Consider the following 16,880-nt stretch of genomic DNA (forward strand, 5'->3'; position numbering starts at 1 on the left):
AAATGGCCGTTCTCGTTAACAAGGAAACGAAGGTTATCTGCCAGGGCTTTACTGGCGCCCAGGGCACCTTCCACTCCGAACAGGCGATCGCCTACGGCACCAAGATGGTGGGCGGCGTCACCCCCGGTAAGGGCGGCACCACCCATCTCGACCTGCCGGTGTTCAACACCGTCGCCGAGGCCAAGGCCAAGACCGGCTGCAATGCCAGCGTGATCTATGTCCCGCCGCCCTTCGCCGCCGACGCCATCTTGGAAGCCATCGACGCCGAGATCGAACTGGCCGTCTGCATCACCGAAGGTATTCCGGTGGCCGACATGCTGGCGGTCAAGCGCGCCTTGGCCGGCTCCAAGACCCGCCTGATCGGGCCGAATTGCCCCGGCGTCATCACGCCCGGCGAGTGCAAGATCGGCATCATGCCCGGTCACATCCACATGCGTGGCAAGATCGGCATCGTGTCCCGTTCGGGCACCCTGACCTATGAGGCGGTCGCTCAGACCACCGCGACCGGTCTGGGCCAGACCACCTGCATCGGCATCGGCGGCGATCCCATCAACGGCACCAACTTCGTCGACTCGTTGGAGCTGTTCCTGGCCGACCCCGAGACCCAGGCGATCATTATGATCGGCGAAATCGGCGGCGACGCCGAGGTCCAGGGCGCCGAGCTGCTGAAGCGCTCCAAGGTGAAGAAGCCGACCGTCGGCTTCATCGCCGGGCGGACCGCTCCTCCCGGCCGTCGCATGGGTCATGCCGGCGCCGTGATCTCGGGCGGCAACGACACGGCCGATTTCAAGGTCGAGGCTCTGCTGTCGGCCGGTATCGCCGTCGCCGATTCGCCTGCTTCGCTGGGATCGACCATGGTGAAGCTGCTCAGCGGCAAATAAGAAGAAAAGTCGGTCCGACGCACCGCCGGGGCGTCGGACCGATCCCCTTCCAGGGGGGGACGCCAGGAAATCAGGGTTTTGCGCCGTCGGCAAGTCGCGGCGCCCGGCGGCGCCGCTCCGGCCCGAATAGAAAGGGACGCGGGCTAGAACTCGCGTCGACCGACAATGACACAGCAGTTCGAAGAGCCGTCATTCCTGTCCGGCGGCAACGCCGTCTTCATCGCGGAGCTTTATGCCCGCTATCTCGATGACCCCGCCTCGGTCGATCCGTCCTGGGTCGCGTTCTTTCAGGATCTGAAGGACGACGGCGGCGCCGTCGCCCAGGACTTCAAGGGCACCGAAGGCGCCCGGCGCGATCTCAAGATCATCGGCGCCGTCGATCCCGAGGCCGCCGCCGCCGCCGCCGCTGCCGCCAAGAAGGGCGGCAAGCCCGGCGCCGCCGCCGGCCCGACTCCGGCCGAGATCAGGCAGGCGCAGCTGGATTCCATCCGCGCCCTGATGCTGATCCGCTCCTACCGCGTGCGCGGCCATCTTCAGGCCACTCTCGACCCGCTGGGTCTGTCCAAGATCGAGCCGCATCCCGAGCTGGACTACCGCACCTATGGCTTCACAGATGCCGATCTCGACCGCGAGATCTTCATCGACTATGTCCTGGGGCTGGAAACCGCCAAGCTGCGCGACATCATCCGCATCGTTCAGGAGACCTATTGCGGCTCCATCGGCGTGGAATTCATGCACATCCAGTATCCCGACCAGAAGGCCTGGATCCAAAAGCGCATCGAATCCATCCACAACCGCACTGACTTCACCCCCCGGGGTAAGCAGGCCATCCTGGAACGCCTGACCGAGGCCGAGGGCTTCGAGCGCTTCCTGCAACTGAAATACACCGGCACCAAGCGGTTCGGCCTGGAAGGCGGCGAGACCGTGGTTCCCGCGCTGGAACAGATCCTGAAGCGCGGCAGCCAACTGGGCATGGAGGAAGTGGTCCTGGGCATGGCCCATCGCGGGCGACTCAACATCCTGGCCAATTTCATGAAGAAGCCCTATCAGGCCATCTTCTCGGAATTTCAGGGCAACGCCGCCAATCCGGAAGACGTCCAGGGTTCGGGCGACGTGAAGTACCATCTGGGCACCTCCGCCGACCGCGACTTCGACGGCAAGATCGTCCATCTGTCGCTGATGCCCAACCCGTCCCATCTGGAAGTGGTCGGCCCGGTGGTGGTCGGCAAGGTCCGCGCCAAGCAGACCCAGAAGCATGACGAGGACCGCTCCAAGGTCATGGGCATCATCTTGCACGGCGATGCCGCCTTCGCAGGCCAAGGCGTGGTTCCCGAGACGCTACTGCTGTCGCAGTTGAAGGGCTATGCCACCGGCGGCACCATGCATATCATCATCAACAACCAGATCGGCTTCACCACCGCGCCGCAGTATTCGCGCTCGGGGCCGTATTCCTCGGACGTGGCCAAGGGTCATCAGGCTCCGGTGTTCCACGTCAACGCCGACGATCCGGAAGCCGTGGTCCATATCGCGCGCATCGCCACCGAATTCCGCCAGGAGTTCAAGAGCGACGTGGTGATCGACATGGTCTGCTACCGTCGCCACGGCCACAACGAATCCGACGAACCGGCCTTCACCCAGCCGCTGATGTATCGCAAGATCGCCAGCCATCCGACCACGCGGGCCATCTATGCCGAGAAGCTGGTGGCCGAGGGCACGCTGACCCGCGAGCAGGCCGACGCCATCTTCGCCGACTTCCAGTCCCAGCTCGAGGCCGAGTATCAGGCGGCCAAGAGCTTCAAGGTCAACAAGGCCGACTGGCTGGAAGGCAAGTGGCAGGGCTTGGTGCAGTTGGCGGGCGAAGAGGAGTTCCGCGAGGACAAGACCGGCGTTTCCGCCAAGGTGCTTAAGGAAGTGGGCTACGCCCTGGCCAAGACTCCGGCCGATTTCAACGTCAACAAGAAGGTCCAGCGCCAGTTGCTGGCCAAGAAGGAGATGGTGGATTCGGGGGAAGGCATCGATTGGGCCACCGCCGAGGCGCTGGCTTTCGGCACCTTGCTGGTGGAAGGCAACTATGTCCGCCTGTCCGGCCAGGATTGCGGCCGCGGCACCTTCTCGCAGCGCCATTGCCGCCTGACCGACCAGGAAAACGAAAGCCGCATCGAGCCGCTGAACCACATCCGTGATCAGCAGGCCCATTTCGAGGTGATCGACAGCCCGCTGTCGGAAGAGGCGGTGCTCGGCTTCGAATACGGCTATTCCCAGGCCGAGCCCAACGCCCTGGTGATCTGGGAAGGCCAGTTCGGCGATTTCGCCAACGGCGCCCAGGTGATCATCGACCAGTTCATCAACTCGGGCGAGTCCAAGTGGCTGCGCATGTCGGGTCTGGTGATGCTGCTGCCCCACGGCTATGAAGGCCAGGGGCCGGAACACTCCTCGGCGCGATGGGAACGCTATCTGCAGCTGTGCGGCGAGGACAACTGGCTGGTCTGCAACATCTCGACCCCGGCCAATTATTACCATGCGCTCCGCCGTCAGCTGCGCCGCAACTACCGCAAGCCGCTGATCATCATGAGCCCGAAGTCGCTGCTGCGTCACAAGCTCTGCGTCTCCAAGCTGGACCAGTTCACCACCGGCACCCGTTTCATGCGCGTTCTGGCGGAAACCGAACGGCTGGTGGCCGATGCCAAGGTCCGCCGCGTCCTGCTGTGCTCGGGCAAGGTCTATTACGACCTGCTGGAAGAGCGCACCAAGCGGGGCATCAAGGACGTGGCCATCATCCGGGTGGAACAGCTCTATCCCTGGCCCAAGGATGCGGTGAAGGCCCAGATGGCCCGCTATCCCAATGCCGAGGTGCTGTGGGTTCAGGAGGAACCGGCCAATATGGGGGCCTGGACCTTCGTGGATCGCCGCATCGAATTCATCTGCGAGGAGCTGGAGATCAAGGCCAAGCGGGCTGCCTATTGTGGCCGCCGCGCCGCCGCGTCGCCCGCCACCGGACTTTACAAGACCCACGTCGCCGAGCAGGAATGGATCGTCGATATGTCGCTGGCAGGAAACGTGTTGGATCTGCCGCAGCCGTTCCGCCGCGCCACCAAGCTTTCCAGCCTGCACGCCTAAGGCCCAGAATCGAAGGGAACCGTCACTATGTCTACCGAAGTCAAGGTGCCCACCCTGGGCGAATCCGTGTCCGAAGCGACCATCGCCAAGTGGTTCAAGAATGTGGGCGACGCCGTCCGCGCCGACGAGCCGCTGGTGGAGCTGGAAACCGATAAGGTCACCGTCGAGGTCAACGCGCCGTCCGCCGGTACGCTGTCCGAGATCGTCGCCGCCGTCGGCGCCACCGTCGAGGTCGGCGCCGTGCTGTGCCTGATCGGCGCCGCCGGTGCCGCCGCCGCCAAGCCCGCCGCCACCGCCGCTCCGGCTCCGGCCCCGGCTCCGGCCAAGGCTGCTCCGGCCGCCGCCGCCGCGCCCGCCGTCATGCCCTCGGCCAAGAAGATCGCCGCCGATACCGGCGTTGATACCGCTGCCATCGCTGGCACCGGCAAGGATGGCCGCGTGACCAAGGGCGACGTGCTCGCCGCCGGGTCCGCTCCCGCTGCCGCCGCGCCCAAGCCCGCCGCCCCCTCGGGTCCGCGCGCCAAGGCCGATCTGGAAGAGCGGGTCAAGATGACCCGCCTGCGCAAGACCATCGCCGGGCGTCTGAAGGAAGCCCAGAACACCGCCGCCATGCTGACCACCTTCAACGAGGTGGACATGACCGCGCTGTTCGATCTGCGCAACCAGTACAAGGACCAGTTCGAGAAGCGCCACGGCACCAAGCTGGGCTTCATGTCCTTCTTCGTGAAGGCCTCGGTCGCCGCGCTCAAGGATTGGCCGGCCGTCAATGCCGAGATCGACGGCGAAGACCTCGTCTACAAGAAGTACTACGACATCGGCGTCGCCGTGGGCACCCCCCAAGGCCTCGTCGTGCCGGTGCTGCGCGGCGCCGACGCCCTGTCCTTCGCGGGCGTCGAGCAGGGCATCGCCAATCTGGGCAAGAAGGCCCGCGACGGCAAGCTGTCCATGGAAGACCTGATGGGCGGCACCTTCACCATCTCCAATGGCGGCGTCTACGGCTCGCTGATGAGCACCCCCATCCTCAACACGCCGCAATCCGGTATCCTGGGGATGCACAAGGTGCAGCAGCGCCCCATGGTCATGCCCGACGGCTCCATCAAGGCGCGTCCCATGATGTATCTGGCGCTGTCCTACGACCACCGCATCATCGACGGTCGCGAGGCGGTCTCGTTCCTGGTGCGCGTCAAGGAATGCATCGAGGATCCGCAGCGCATCCTGCTCGAGATGTAGGGTCATTTAACCACGAAGGCACGAAGACACGAAGGTTAAGAGAAGAAGAGTAGATTCTTTTCCCTTCGTGTTCCTTCGTGCCTTCGCGTCTTCGTGGTGAAATTTTCTTCCTAGGGGGCATCCATGTCCGAGAACAATTTCGATGTCGTCATCATCGGCGGTGGCCCCGGCGGCTATGTGGCCGCCATCCGCGCCGCCCAGCTGGGCCTGAAGACCGCCTGCGTCGAAAAGCGCGGCGCGTTGGGCGGCACCTGCCTCAATGTGGGCTGCATCCCGTCCAAGGCGCTGCTGTCGGCGTCGCACCACTACCACGCCGCCGGTCACGAACTGGCCGCTTTCGGCGTCAAGGTGGGCAAGGTCGAAATCGACCTCGCCGGTATGATGGGCCACAAGGACAAGGTGGTGTCCGACAACACCAAGGGCATCGAGTTCCTGTTCAAGAAGAACAAGGTGACCTACATCATCGGCGCGGGCGAGATCACCGCGCCCGGTCAGGTCAAGGTCACCGGCAAGGATGCCAAGACCCTGACCGCCAAGCATATCGTCATCGCCACCGGCTCCGACGTCACCCCGCTGCCCGGCGTCGCCATCGACGAGGACGTCATCGTGTCGTCCACCGGCGCCCTGGCGCTGCCCAAGGTGCCCAAGCACATGGTGGTGATCGGCGGCGGCGTCATCGGGTTGGAACTGGCCACCGTCTGGGGCCGCCTGGGCACCAAGATCACCGTCGTGGAATTCCTCGACCGCATCCTGCCGTTCAACGACGGCGAGGTGTCCAAGCAGATGCAACGCATCCTGGGCAAGCAGGGCATGGAGTTCAAGCTGGGCACCAAGGTCACCAAGGTCGAGAAGAAGGGCAAGAAGGCCACCGTCACGGTGGAACCCGCCGCCGGTGGCAAGGCCGAGGCCATCGAGGCCGATTGCGTCCTCGTCGCCATCGGCCGCAAGCCCTATACCGACGGCCTTGGCCTGGACAAGGTGGGCGTCGCCCTGGACAAGCGCGGCTTCGTCCAGATCGACGGCCATTTCCAGACCAATGTGAAGGGCGTCTATGCCATCGGCGACGTGGTCGGCGGTGCCATGCTGGCCCACAAGGCCGAGGAAGAGGGCGTCGCCCTGGCCGAGATCCTGGCCGGTCAGCACGGTCATGTGAATTACGACGTCATTCCGGCGGTGGTCTACACCTGGCCGGAAGTGGCCTCGGTGGGCAAGACCGAGGAGCAGTTGAAGGCCGATGGAATCGCCTATAAGGCGGGCAAGTTTCCCTTCACCGCCAACGGCCGCGCCCGGTCCATGAACGAGGTCGAAGGCTTCGTCAAGATCCTGGCCTGCCCCACCACCGACAAGATATTGGGCGCCCATATCGTCGGCCCCAATGCCGGTGACCTGCTGGCCGAGGTGGTGCTTGCCATGGAATTCGGCGCCGCCTCCGAAGACATCGCGCGGACCTGCCACTCCCATCCCGGCCTCGGCGAAGCCGTCAAGGAGGCCGCCCTGGCGGTGCTCGGCCGCCCGCTGCACACTTAAGCCTGTCCGTGTCCCCTCCTCCACGCTTGCGTGGGGGAGGGGGCTCAGGCCCCAAATTTCTTGCGAAGCCAGTCGAACACCGCCCGCTGCTCGTCGATCCCGGCGCGCCGAATTTGCGTCAAGAGCCAAAGGCCGGTGGGCTTCTCCCCGGTAATATTCTTCGCGCCCTGATTACAGGTCGAGCAGAGCGCCCTCAGGTTCGAGGGCTCATCCTTCCCACCCAGGCTTTTGTCCTTGATATGTCCGAGGTGAAGCCGGACTTTTCTGCCCGTCGCGGGATCGATGTCGCCGGGGGTCAGTCCACACATCTGGCAGGTGAAGCCGTTGCGGTCCAACACCTCGGCACGGGTTTTCGCCGAAATGCCCCGCTGGAACTCGATGCCGCGCTTTTCGGGGGGCGGAGATTCCAACAAATATTGGCCCGGCTTCAAATCGGCCCGGTCATTGTGGGTCAGAATCGGCCATCCATCCTGATCCCTCAATTCTCGGGTGCGCCGCCCGAATTCGGCTTTTCCGCCGGAGGCTGCCTGAAGCTCGGAAGATTCAATCACCCGACCGATATTGGCCAGCAGGAATTCCCGGATAAGGGCCTTGGAACCGACTTTCGCCATCAGGCCACCCGATAAATACGTTTCGACGAAAGCGCGGCATGAATCTGTTGCCCGACCGCCCTGGCGACCGGGGGCGGGAACGCATTCCCCACTTGGCGGTAAGCGGCAGTCTTGCGTCCGACGAAATTCCAATCATCCGGGAATCCTTGGAGCCGAGCGGCCATACGCACGGTCAGGCGGGGCATGCCGACAAAATCGCTGTCAGGGGCTTGGTCCGCGAGTCCCATCCCATCGACGCCAAGGGCAGCCCAGGCGCGCTTCGCCCGTGTTGGACCAAGATCGGGACCGCCGTGTTTCTTACTGCCTCCAACCAAGGTCGGGGCGATGTCACAAGCAATCCGCTTCCAATTATCGGCCCCACACCATCCACGTGATGCCATGAGGTCATGGAGAATTTCGCCCACGGTACTCGGAGTGGCTTGGGATGGAATTGGCCAGGAGAAGCGGTCTGCCATATCGCTTTGCAGGGCGACAAATGCGACGCGTGGTCGAAGTTGCGGCACGCCATAATCGCTCGCGTTCAACAGACGCCATTCCGCTTGGTAGCCCAGCGTCCTGAGGACACGAACAAGCTCGGTCCGGTAGGAATCGAAACACGTGTCCAGAAAGCCGCGAACATTTTCCAGCATGACCGCCCTTGGTCGGATTTCGTCCACCAATCGAATCGCTTCCGGGAACAGGTCGCGGGAATCATTGCCGCCAAGTTGCTTTCCGGCTTTTGAAAAAGGCGGACATGGCACGCCTCCGGCAAGGAGGTCGATACCACGATAGGGGATGCCGGAGAATTGGCACACGTCGCCATTCTCAACGACGTTCCAAGACGGGCGGTTTGCGCGAAGCGTGTCTTGGGCGGGCTTTTCAATCTCGACCAGGGCGACGTGATCAAAACCGGCCATTTCCAAGCCGAGCGCCTGCCCCCCAGCGCCAGCGCAGATTTCCACCGAGTCCATCATTCGCCCTCGTTTTGGTGCTTCGCCGATTTTGGACCTCGACTTCCGTCGAAGCAATTCAATAACGGCTCTCCCGATCCTACAGCGGACCCTCCCCAAGACCGCCCCTTGAAACCGTGGCCCGTCCTTCTCGTTCCCCCTGGTGACAGCGCCGGAGTTCCGGTCTAGTATCCCGCCATCATGGTGACCAGTCTTCCCAATCTCCTGACCTTATCGCGCATCGCGGTGATACCCATCGTGGTCGGCCTGTTCTATGTGGATGGCGACGGGGCGCGCTGGGCCGCCTGGGCGCTGTTTTCCCTGGCCGCCATCACCGACTGGTTCGACGGCTATGTGGCGCGGTCCATGAACCTGGTTTCCACCTTCGGCCGCTTTCTCGATCCCATCGCCGACAAGCTGCTGGTGGTGGCGGTGCTGTTCATGCTGGCCGCCTTCGACCGCATTTCCCAGGTCTCCTTCCTGCCCGCTTTGGTGATCGTGCTGCGCGAGATCCTGGTCTCCGGCCTGCGCGAATTCCTGGCCGAGGTGCGGGTCGGCATGCCGGTCTCGCGGCTGGCCAAGTGGAAGACCGGCATCCAGATGGTGGCCATTCCGGTGCTGCTGGTGGGTGACGCCGCCACCTTCATGCCCACCCGTCAGATCGGCGAGGTCGGTCTGTGGGTCGCCGCCATCCTGACCCTGATCACCGGCTGGGATTATCTGCAGTCGGGCATGCGCCATATCCGCGCCAACCCGGTGCCGAAATGAAGGTCTTCGGCGTCTGCGGCCGCTCGGGCAGCGGCAAGACGAGTCTGCTGACCCGCCTGATCCCCTGGTTGAACGCGCGCGGGCTCACCATCTCCACCGTCAAGCAGGCGCAGGAGGCCTTCGACGTGGACAAGCCGGGCAAGGATTCGTATCAGCACCGCGAGGCGGGCGCCCGCGAGGTGATGATCGCCTCGGCCAAGCGCTGGGCCTTGATGCACGAATATCGCGAGCAGGCGGAATTCCCCATGGACGAGCTGTTGGCCCGCCTCAGCCCGGTGGATCTGGTGCTGGTGGAAGGTTTCCGCCGCTGGCCGCACGAGCGCATCGAGGTATGGCGCCGCTCGGTGGGCAAGGCGCCCTTCTACCCGGAAGACCCGTTGGTGCGGGCCGTGGCCAGCGACGACGAAGTGCCCGACTGCACCCTGCCGCTGCTGCGGCTGGACGATACCGATGCCATCGGCTCCTTCATCCTGGGGCGGACCGGGCGATGACTGGCCGCTTCGGGGTCGAGGAAGGGCTGATGAGCATCGATCAGGCCTTGGCGCGCCTGCACCAACGTCTCGCCCCGGCGGTGGAGACCGAGACGGTTCCCCTGCGTCAGGCCCTGTTCCGCATCCTGGCCGAGGATGTGGTGGCGGGCGTCAATGTGCCGCCCCACGACAATTCCGCCATGGACGGCTGGGCCTTCCGCCATGCCGATCTGCCCCCCGCCAATCTTGCCGACACGGGCCGGTTGCCGGTGGTGGGCCGCGTCGCCGCCGGTCATCCCTTCGAGGGTGAACTGCCCAAGGGCGGCGCTGTGCGAATCTTTACCGGCGCTCCCATGCCGAGCGGCGCCGATACCGTCGCCATGCAGGAGGAATGCAGGGAGGACGGCGGTGCCGTCATCCTGCCGACTCGCTTGAAGCGCGGCGACAATGCCCGCGAGGCCGGCGAGGATATCGCCCGGGGCAGCGTGGCGCTGCATGCCGGCTGTCGACTGCGGCCGCAGGAACTGGGCGTCGCCGCCGCCATGGGTCGCGCGGAGATCGAGGTCTACCGGCCGCTGCGCGCCGCGATCTTTTCCACCGGCGACGAGATCCGCGAACCGGGCACGGTCCTGGCGCCCGGCTGCATCTTCGACACCAACCGCTTCACCGCCGGGGCCTTGCTGCGAAGCCTGGGCGCCGAGGTCACCGATCTCGGCATCCTGCCCGACAAGCTGGATATCATCCGCGACGCCCTCGGGGACGCGGCGGCCGGACACGACCTGATCCTGACCTCGGGCGGTGTCTCGGTGGGCGACGAGGACCATGTGAAGCCCGCCGTGCTGGCGCAGGGCTCGCTGGATTTCTGGCGCCTCGCCATCAAGCCCGGCCGCCCCGTCGCCTTGGGAGAGGTGGCGGGAACCCCGTTCATCGGCCTGCCCGGCAATCCGGTGGCGGTGATGGTGACCTTCATGCTGATCGCCCGGCCCATGGTGCTGCGGCTGATGGGGGCCACCGAGACCGGCCTGACCCGTTTCCCGGTGGAAGCCGGTTTCGCCTTCCGGCACAAGCAGGGCCGCCGCGAATATCTGCGCGCCCGCCTCGCCCATGCCGACGGGCGGCTGGTGGCGGCCAAATTCCCCTCCGACGGGTCCGGGGTGCTGACCTCCATGACCTGGTCCGACGGGCTGGTGGACATTCCCGAGGACAAGGGCGACATCGCCCCCGGCGACATGGTCGACTTCGTGTCCTACGCGGAGATGATGCGATGAAGGTGCTCTACTTCGCCTGGCTGAAAGCCAAGACCGGCATCGGCGAGGAAGAGATCGCGCCGCCGCCGGGGGTCGCCACCGTGGGCCAACTGGTCGAGCATCTGAAGACCCGCTCGCCGGGCCATGCGGCCGCGTTCGAAACGCTCTCGGTGGTGCGCGTGGCGGTCAATCAGGATTACGGCGGCCTCGACACCCCGGTCAAGGCGGGCGACGAGATTGCCTTCTTCCCCCCCGTGACCGGAGGCTGACATGGCGATCCGGGTCCAGCGCGCGGATTTCGATCCCGGCGTCGAGCTGGACCGGTTCTGCACCGGCAAGACCAATGTGGGCGGCGTCTGCCTGTTCGTCGGGCTGGTGCGCGACTATATGGGCCACGACCCGCAAGCCGGGGCCGAGGTGCGCGCCATGACCCTGGAACACTATCCCGGCATGACCGAGCGGCAGTTGGAGGCCATCGAGGCGGAGGCGCGGAGTCGCTGGCCGCTGGACGATGCCCTGGTGATTCACCGTTTCGGCCGGTTGGAGCCGGGCGAGCGCATCGTGCTGGTGGCGGCCAGCTCCGCCCATCGCGACGCCGCCTTCGAGGCTTGCCGCTTTCTGATCGACTGGCTGAAGACCAAGGCGCCGTTCTGGAAGGTGGAGCACACGCCCGACGGCGACGCCTGGGTGGACGCCAAGGAGTCCGACGACAAGGCGGCGGAACGCTGGCTTAAATAGACGGCTTGGCGTCGAAATCGATCAGCTTGAAGACGCGGATCTCGATTTCGGCCAATTCCCTGATATCGCTGACGATCTCGGCCAGGAAGCGGTCGTCGAGGCCGAGATCCTCGGTGGCGCCCATGGCGGTCAGCATATTGACCACCTCGTCATAGGACCGTTCCAGCTTGGCCGACAGGCCCAGGCGATAGACGGGATCCTTCAGGGCCTTTTCCACCTGTCCGCGAATGGCCACCAGCCGCTTTTGCAACTGGTCCATATTCATCTGCAACAGTCGGCCGCGCACCTCATCCAGCAGCAGGTCGAAGTGCTGGCGGAAGTGTTCGTTGGCGGATTCGTTGATATTGGCGATGGCGAGGCCGATCAGGTTGCACAGGCGCGACAGCGCCTCGTCCATGTCGGCGGCGATTCGCCTGGCCTCGGTCGGCGCCATGTGGGGATCGCCCAGGCGACGGCGGAAGTTCTCGACCTCCTCTGCCACCCGCTTGGCCGACAGCAGGATATGGATCGCCTTCGTCTCGGCGGGACCGGCGGAGTCCAGACCCTTATCCGATCGTGCCATCACCACCCCCAAAACCCGATGAGCGTCGCCGACACTATAATCGATCAACCGGCCAGATGCTATTTCACCCCCGGAACCCCGGAGGTGGTGGAGTGCTCGAAATGCAACGCCTCGCCGGGATGGACGATGTCATGGGCGGAATGGGCGACGCGGGCGGCCTCGGCGAAGCCCGACAGGATCAGCTTCAGCTTACCGGGATAGGCGCAGATATCGCCCGCGGCGAACACGCCCGGCGCGCTGGTGGCGCCGGTCGCGGGATCGACGGCGATGACGTGGCGGTCCATGGTCAAACCCCATTCGGCGATGGGGCCGAGATTGGACGACAGACCGTAGAAGGGGAGCAGGATATCGGCCTCAAGCCGCTTGGTCTGGCCGTCCAGATCGGCCACCACCACGGCGGACAGGCGGCCGTCTTCACCTTCAAGCGCGTGTAGCTGATAGGGCACCACCAGTTCGACGGCGCCGGATGCCGCCAATTGCTTCAGGCGCTCCTCGCTTTCCGGGGCGGCGCGGAACTTGGCGCGGCGATGGACCACCATGACCTTGGCGGCCACCTCGGACAGCGAGATGGCCCAGTCCACCGCGGAATCGCCGCCGCCCGCGATCACCACCCGCTTGTCACGGAAATCCTCGCGACGGCGGACCAGATAGAACACGGAGGTACCCTCATAACGCTCCAACCCGTCCAGCGGCGGCCGGTTGGGACCGAAGGCGCCCGCTCCGGCGGCGATGATCACCACCGGGGCCAGGATGGTCTCGCCATTGGACAATCCACAGCGCCAGCGCCCGTCGGCCTCGCGCGCCAGGGATTCCACCTGGACGCCGAAGTGATGAACCGGCGCGAAGGGGGCGGCCTGTTCCGCCAGCCGGTCCACCAGATCCGCGGCCAGGATGCTGGGATGGCCGGGAATGTCGTAGATGGGCTTTTCCGGGTAAAGCGCGCTCAACTGCCCGCCCACCGCTTCCAGGGCGTCCACCACATGGCAGCGGATCTTGACCATGCCGCATTGGAAGACGGCGAACAGCCCCACCGGGCCTGCTCCCACCACGAGGGCATCGGTTTCGTGTACGGTCATATGGAGACTCCCTACCACGCGAACTTGACCATGGCCGCCGCCGGAGTCTCGCCGTGGTGGCGGATCAGTTCGGCCAGGCGCACCGGATCGGGGGACTCGCCCCATTTGATGCCCAATTCATCGGCATGAATGCCGCCGGTGACCAGCACCGCGTCGATGCCCGCGGTCCGGGCACCGCGAATATCGGTGTGCAATGCGTCGCCCACGGCGCAGACCCGCCCGCGTTCCGCGATGCCCAGCATTTCAAGCGCCAAGTCGTAGATGGCGGGGTCGGGCTTGCCCCGATCGGCGACCAGTCCACCCATGTCGGAATAGCGGCTGGCGATGGCGCCGGCGCAGGTGATGCGCTTGCCCTGGCGGATGACCACATGGTCGGGATTGGCGCAGATCATGGGCAGACGGCGCGCCAGCGCCCGCTCGAGGATGGGCTGATAATCTGCGACGGTCTCGGACAGTTCCACCGGACCGGTATTGACGATGAAATCGGCGCTGTCCAGATCCGTCACCGCATAGGCCAGGGTGTCGAAGACGTTGCGGTCGCGCTCGGGGCCCAGGTGATAGAGCTTGGAGCCCAGGGCGGCGAAGAACGGATCCTGGCGGCGCGCCAATTCCAGATGCACCGCTTCGCCCGATGACAGAACCTCGTCATAAAGCTCGCGCGGGATGCCGAGGCGGGTCAACTGCTCGATCAGGGCGCTTGATCGCCGGGGCGCGTTGGACAGCATGATGGTGCGCTTGCCCGCCCGCCGCAGATCGGCCAGGGTCTCGGCGACGCCGGGATAGGCCTCGACGCCGTCATGAATGACGCCCCACAGATCGAGGACGAAGCCGTCGTAACGCTCCGCCAGCCGCTCCAGCCCGGAGATCAGCGGGATCACGGCTTGACCTCGCGATGATCCACTCCCACCGCCTCGGCGACGGAGGCAAAGCCGTCGCGGGTCAGCAGGTCCAAAAGCTCGTGCTTGATGCGGGTGACGAGGCCGGGGCCGTGATAGACCATGGCGGAATAGAGCTGCACCAGCGAGGCGCCCGCGCGGATCTTCACATAGGCCTCGGAGCCGGAGGCGACGCCGCCGACGCCGATGATGGGCAGCTTGCCCTGGGTCAGCTCGTACATGCGGCGCAATACGGCGGTGGAGGCCTCGAACAGCGGTGCGCCGGACAGGCCGCCGGTCTCCTTGGCATTGGCCGAACGCAGGCTTTCCGGGCGTGCCACCGTGGTGTTGGAGATGATCAAGCCGTCCAGGGCGCCTGCCAGGGCGACGGCGGCGATATCGGCCAGATCCTCCCAGGCGAGATCGGGGGCGATCTTCAGCAGCAGGGGCGGCGCGCCACTGGGCATGGCCTTGACCAGGGCGGCACGGGTGCGGCCCACCAGGGATTCCAGCTGATCACGGCCCTGCAGCGCGCGCAGGCCGGGCGTGTTGGGCGACGACACGTTGATGACCAGATAATCGGACAGGGACGCCAGCCGGGCGGCGCCGATCTCGTAATCGGCGGCGGCGTCCTCGGTGTCCTTGTTCTTGCCCAGATTGGCGCCGACGATGCCGACCCGGCGACGGGCGGCCAGCCGGGCGGCGGCGGCCTCGACACCTTCGTTGTTGAAGCCCATGCGGTTGATCACCGCTTCGTCCTCGGGCAGGCGGAACATGCGCGGCTTGGGATTTCCCGGCTGCGGCCGGGGCGTCACCGAACCGATCTCCACGAAGCCGAAGCCCTGGTTCAGCATGGTGTCGGGCACTTCGGCGTTCTTGTCGAACCCGGCGGCCAGGCCGATGGGATTGGCGAAGTCGCGTCCCCACAGCCGCATGGCCAGGGCGGGGGGATCGAAGCGTGGCTGGGCGGGCACCAGCCCGGTCTTCAGCAGCCGAACGGTCAGGCCGTGGGCGGTCTCGGCATCGAGCATGCGGACCAGGGGGCCGACTAAGCTATAATAGTCCACGTCTCAGTCCTCGATCTCGGGAAACACATGGCATCCGACGTCGGCGTCCAGCGGCAGATCCTTGACCCATTTCACCGCCTCCAGGGACAGTGGCCCATGGAGATGGGGGAACAGTGCTCCGCCACGGGATGTCTCCCATTTCAGACTCGGCCCCAGGCGGCCGGGATCGACCGCCACCAGAACCAGTCCGTCCTGGCCTGCGCGATGCTTGGCGACGCTTTCCACCACTTGGGCGGGGCCGGAAAAATGAATGAATCCGTCGGCCTTGTCCTGCGACGAGCCGTCGTAGCGCCCGGATTCCCGGGCGGTCTTCCATTCGGCATGGCGGCAAACGTGATAGATGGTCTTGCAGTCGGTCATGGCGGCGGACCATACAAGATGATTGCCTCAAAGGCCAGTCGCCGCCGTGGCTGCGCGCCTTTTCATTATGAGAATGACGAAGAGTAACATAAACTTGCATAGGAAAGACCGTCGCATCGAGCGCGCTTGCCTGGCGCCGATCGGGGAGAGGCATTCATGGGTTGCCGTGATGCCTCGCGACGGTGTAGGTATAACTACGACCGGCTATACCCGGTGGGGGAGCAATGAAGATCCTGATTGCCGATGACCATGAATTGTTCCGGGATGGGCTTAGGCATGTCCTCGACCAGTTCGAAGGTCCACCGACCATCGTCGAGGCCGCCGATTTTCCCGAGGCCTTGGCCATTGTCCAGGCCGACAAGGATATTGGCATCGTCTTGCTGGATCTTTCCATGCCGGGCATGGCCTGGACCGAGGGTCTTGGCAAGCTGAAGGAAATGCTTCCCGCCACGGTGCCGGTGATCGTGCTGTCCGCGTCCGATGACCGCCGCCACGTGCTGCAGGCCGTCAATATGGGAGCCTCGGGCTTCATCCCCAAGACCTCGTCGTCGCGCGTCATGCTGTCGGCGCTGAAGCTGGTGATGTCGGGCGGCGTCTATCTGCCGACGGCCTTGCTGGAGACCGACAGTTCTGATTCCGACGGCACGCCAGTGGCAGGCGATGCCGCTGTCGCCGCGCTGACGCCGCGCCAGAAGGAAGTGCTGGCGCTGCTGGGCCAGGGTAAATCCAACAAGGAAATCGCCCGTGTCCTGGAATTGGCCGAGGGTACGGTGAAGCTGCACGTCACCGCCATCTTGAAGGCGCTGAACGTCAACAACCGCACCCGTGCCGTGGTGGCGGCGTCCCATTTGGGGCTGACCGCCCCGGAGTCACGTCGCTAGCTAGCGCTTGACGCCGCAGGCCTTGTCGGCCGCGGCCAGCGCATCGGAAAAGCCTGCCAGCGAGAAGGTGGCGGTGATGTCGCTCCCCTTGGCCGGGGTGGCGTGCATGATGGCGTCCTTGCCCTTGCGCAGGGAATCCACGATGGACTTGTCGGCCTTGGCATCCTCGGCCCAGGCACGGTCACCCTTGGTGAACATGGCGTGCGGCTTGGTGCCGACCCGCAATTCCACCTTGGAGTCCTTCTTGAAGCCGTAGGCGCCGCTGATGCTGACTTCGTCCATGCTCTTGCCGCCCGAACGATGGGTGACGGTGAGGTGGGTCGTGGTCTTCGCACCCTTTTCGCCGCCCTGAACCTTGCCGGCCGCCACCGCCAGATAGCAGGTCTTGGCCGAACCGTCGGTAAACATGAGCGCGTCCCAATCCCCGAAGGTGCCGAGACGCTTGGTGGCATCGGCGGCCGGAGCGGCCCAGGCGGACGCGGATGGGGCGCAAATGGAGACGACGGCGGCGACGGCTGCGGCGAAAAGGGCCTGTTTCATA

18 protein-coding genes are annotated in these 16,880 nt (G+C 65.1%); 10 read left to right on the plus strand and 8 right to left on the minus strand.

Translation table 11 applies throughout. The features are described 5' to 3' along the window. The first annotated feature begins 2 nt into the window (after window positions 1-2). The 4 genes from sucD to lpdA all read left to right on the plus strand — a co-directional run bounded on the left by sucD (window position 3) and on the right by lpdA (window position 6,755). Window positions 3-881, plus strand: a complete 879-nt coding sequence (gene sucD / locus CU669_RS02360; RefSeq protein ID WP_112142167.1) for a succinate--CoA ligase subunit alpha — start codon at window positions 3-5, stop codon at window positions 879-881. Window positions 882-1,046: 165 nt separating this feature from the next. After that, window positions 1,047-3,998, plus strand: a complete 2,952-nt coding sequence (locus CU669_RS02365) for a 2-oxoglutarate dehydrogenase E1 component (protein WP_112142168.1) — start codon at window positions 1,047-1,049, stop codon at window positions 3,996-3,998. 27 nt (window positions 3,999-4,025) lie between these two features. Then, window positions 4,026-5,228: a 2-oxoglutarate dehydrogenase complex dihydrolipoyllysine-residue succinyltransferase gene (gene odhB / locus CU669_RS02370; RefSeq protein ID WP_112142169.1), complete on the plus strand. Its 1,203-nt coding sequence runs from the start codon at window positions 4,026-4,028 to the stop codon at window positions 5,226-5,228. Window positions 5,229-5,351: 123 nt separating this feature from the next. Continuing rightward, window positions 5,352-6,755: a dihydrolipoyl dehydrogenase gene (lpdA, locus tag CU669_RS02375; RefSeq protein WP_112142170.1), complete on the plus strand. Its 1,404-nt coding sequence runs from the start codon at window positions 5,352-5,354 to the stop codon at window positions 6,753-6,755. Between the two features lie 44 nt (window positions 6,756-6,799). Here the strand turns inward: lpdA and CU669_RS02380 are convergent, their stop codons facing one another. After that, window positions 6,800-7,366 carry an HNH endonuclease gene (locus CU669_RS02380; protein WP_112142171.1) on the minus strand — a complete coding sequence of 189 codons (567 nt, stop codon included), beginning with the start codon at window positions 7,364-7,366 and terminating at the stop codon, window positions 6,800-6,802. Further along, the gene (locus tag CU669_RS02385) at window positions 7,366-8,319 is read right to left on the minus strand and encodes a DNA cytosine methyltransferase (RefSeq protein ID WP_112142172.1); all 954 of its coding nucleotides are present in this window, start codon (window positions 8,317-8,319) and stop codon (window positions 7,366-7,368) included. Before CU669_RS02385 ends, CU669_RS02380 begins: the two co-directional genes overlap by 1 nt. Before the next feature lie 177 nt (window positions 8,320-8,496). Here CU669_RS02385 and pgsA point away from each other — a divergent pair, with 177 nt between their 5' ends. From pgsA to CU669_RS02410, 5 genes are read left to right on the plus strand one after another with little or no spacing between them, the layout of a single operon-like run. Continuing rightward, window positions 8,497-9,063 carry a CDP-diacylglycerol--glycerol-3-phosphate 3-phosphatidyltransferase gene (gene pgsA, locus CU669_RS02390; RefSeq protein WP_112142173.1) on the plus strand — a complete coding sequence of 189 codons (567 nt, stop codon included), beginning with the start codon at window positions 8,497-8,499 and terminating at the stop codon, window positions 9,061-9,063. Next, window positions 9,060-9,554 carry a molybdopterin-guanine dinucleotide biosynthesis protein B gene (mobB, locus tag CU669_RS02395; RefSeq protein ID WP_112142174.1) on the plus strand — a complete coding sequence of 165 codons (495 nt, stop codon included), beginning with the start codon at window positions 9,060-9,062 and terminating at the stop codon, window positions 9,552-9,554. Before pgsA ends, mobB begins: the two co-directional genes overlap by 4 nt. Next, window positions 9,551-10,801, plus strand: a complete 1,251-nt coding sequence (gene moeA / locus CU669_RS02400) for a molybdopterin molybdotransferase MoeA (RefSeq protein ID WP_112142175.1) — start codon at window positions 9,551-9,553, stop codon at window positions 10,799-10,801. Before mobB ends, moeA begins: the two co-directional genes overlap by 4 nt. Next, the gene (gene moaD / locus CU669_RS02405; RefSeq protein WP_112142176.1) at window positions 10,798-11,049 is read left to right on the plus strand and encodes a molybdopterin converting factor subunit 1; all 252 of its coding nucleotides are present in this window, start codon (window positions 10,798-10,800) and stop codon (window positions 11,047-11,049) included. Before moeA ends, moaD begins: the two co-directional genes overlap by 4 nt. A 1-nt stretch (window position 11,050) precedes the next feature. Continuing rightward, window positions 11,051-11,518 (plus strand): molybdenum cofactor biosynthesis protein MoaE, encoded by a 468-nt coding sequence (locus CU669_RS02410; protein WP_112142177.1) that lies wholly within the window; start codon window positions 11,051-11,053, stop codon window positions 11,516-11,518. Here the strand turns inward: CU669_RS02410 and CU669_RS02415 are convergent. From CU669_RS02415 to CU669_RS02435, 5 genes are read right to left on the minus strand one after another with little or no spacing between them, the layout of a single operon-like run. Next, complete coding sequence (locus tag CU669_RS02415) at window positions 11,511-12,080, minus strand: hypothetical protein (RefSeq protein ID WP_146747647.1); 570 nt, start codon at window positions 12,078-12,080, stop codon at window positions 11,511-11,513. The two genes, CU669_RS02410 and CU669_RS02415, sit on opposite strands and share 8 nt — an antisense overlap. A 59-nt stretch (window positions 12,081-12,139) precedes the next feature. Continuing rightward, the gene (locus CU669_RS02420) at window positions 12,140-13,156 is read right to left on the minus strand and encodes an NAD(P)/FAD-dependent oxidoreductase (RefSeq protein WP_112142179.1); all 1,017 of its coding nucleotides are present in this window, start codon (window positions 13,154-13,156) and stop codon (window positions 12,140-12,142) included. 11 nt (window positions 13,157-13,167) lie between these two features. Further along, window positions 13,168-14,034, minus strand: coding sequence for a TIGR01459 family HAD-type hydrolase (locus CU669_RS02425; RefSeq protein WP_112142180.1), 867 nt, complete (start codon window positions 14,032-14,034; stop codon window positions 13,168-13,170). Continuing rightward, window positions 14,031-15,098 carry a quinone-dependent dihydroorotate dehydrogenase gene (locus CU669_RS02430; protein ID WP_112142181.1) on the minus strand — a complete coding sequence of 356 codons (1,068 nt, stop codon included), beginning with the start codon at window positions 15,096-15,098 and terminating at the stop codon, window positions 14,031-14,033. The genes CU669_RS02425 and CU669_RS02430 overlap by 4 nt, the downstream gene beginning before the upstream one ends. Window positions 15,099-15,101: 3 nt before the next feature. Continuing rightward, window positions 15,102-15,458 carry a DUF952 domain-containing protein gene (locus CU669_RS02435; protein ID WP_112142182.1) on the minus strand — a complete coding sequence of 119 codons (357 nt, stop codon included), beginning with the start codon at window positions 15,456-15,458 and terminating at the stop codon, window positions 15,102-15,104. A gap of 224 nt (window positions 15,459-15,682) precedes the next feature. On the opposite strand from CU669_RS02435, the gene CU669_RS02440 reads away from it, so the two are divergent. Beyond that, window positions 15,683-16,339 (plus strand): response regulator, encoded by a 657-nt coding sequence (locus tag CU669_RS02440; protein ID WP_112142183.1) that lies wholly within the window; start codon window positions 15,683-15,685, stop codon window positions 16,337-16,339. Here the strand turns inward: CU669_RS02440 and CU669_RS02445 are convergent, their stop codons facing one another. Beyond that, window positions 16,340-16,879, minus strand: coding sequence for an invasion associated locus B family protein (locus CU669_RS02445; protein WP_112142184.1), 540 nt, complete (start codon window positions 16,877-16,879; stop codon window positions 16,340-16,342). It abuts the gene before it with no gap. Window position 16,880: the final 1 nt, after the last annotated feature.

The organism is Paramagnetospirillum kuznetsovii (assembly GCF_003284725.1).
Classification (GTDB): domain Bacteria; phylum Pseudomonadota; class Alphaproteobacteria; order Rhodospirillales; family Magnetospirillaceae; genus Phaeospirillum; species Phaeospirillum kuznetsovii.

Bases quoted from the DNA above. Each gene is read 5' to 3' on its own strand.
- odhB (WP_112142169.1), top strand. From the start codon at position 4,026: ATGTCTACCGAAGTCAAGGTGCCCACCCTGGGCGAATCCGTGTCCGAA.
- CU669_RS02380 (WP_112142171.1), bottom strand. From the start codon at position 7,366: ATGGCGAAAGTCGGTTCCAAGGCCCTTATCCGGGAATTCCTGCTGGCC.
- CU669_RS02440 (WP_112142183.1), top strand. From the start codon at position 15,683: ATGAAGATCCTGATTGCCGATGACCATGAATTGTTCCGGGATGGGCTT.
- mobB (WP_112142174.1), top strand. From the start codon at position 9,060: ATGAAGGTCTTCGGCGTCTGCGGCCGCTCGGGCAGCGGCAAGACGAGT.
- CU669_RS02385 (WP_112142172.1), bottom strand. From the start codon at position 8,319: ATGATGGACTCGGTGGAAATCTGCGCTGGCGCTGGGGGGCAGGCGCTC.
- CU669_RS02415 (WP_146747647.1), bottom strand. From the start codon at position 12,080: ATGGCACGATCGGATAAGGGTCTGGACTCCGCCGGTCCCGCCGAGACG.
- CU669_RS02420 (WP_112142179.1), bottom strand. From the start codon at position 13,156: ATGACCGTACACGAAACCGATGCCCTCGTGGTGGGAGCAGGCCCGGTG.
- CU669_RS02435 (WP_112142182.1), bottom strand. From the start codon at position 15,458: ATGACCGACTGCAAGACCATCTATCACGTTTGCCGCCATGCCGAATGG.
- CU669_RS02365 (WP_112142168.1), top strand. From the start codon at position 1,047: ATGACACAGCAGTTCGAAGAGCCGTCATTCCTGTCCGGCGGCAACGCC.
- pgsA (WP_112142173.1), top strand. From the start codon at position 8,497: ATGGTGACCAGTCTTCCCAATCTCCTGACCTTATCGCGCATCGCGGTG.
- CU669_RS02410 (WP_112142177.1), top strand. From the start codon at position 11,051: ATGGCGATCCGGGTCCAGCGCGCGGATTTCGATCCCGGCGTCGAGCTG.
- lpdA (WP_112142170.1), top strand. From the start codon at position 5,352: ATGTCCGAGAACAATTTCGATGTCGTCATCATCGGCGGTGGCCCCGGC.
- CU669_RS02445 (WP_112142184.1), bottom strand. From the start codon at position 16,879: ATGAAACAGGCCCTTTTCGCCGCAGCCGTCGCCGCCGTCGTCTCCATT.
- sucD (WP_112142167.1), top strand. From the start codon at position 3: ATGGCCGTTCTCGTTAACAAGGAAACGAAGGTTATCTGCCAGGGCTTT.
- moeA (WP_112142175.1), top strand. From the start codon at position 9,551: ATGACTGGCCGCTTCGGGGTCGAGGAAGGGCTGATGAGCATCGATCAG.
- moaD (WP_112142176.1), top strand. From the start codon at position 10,798: ATGAAGGTGCTCTACTTCGCCTGGCTGAAAGCCAAGACCGGCATCGGC.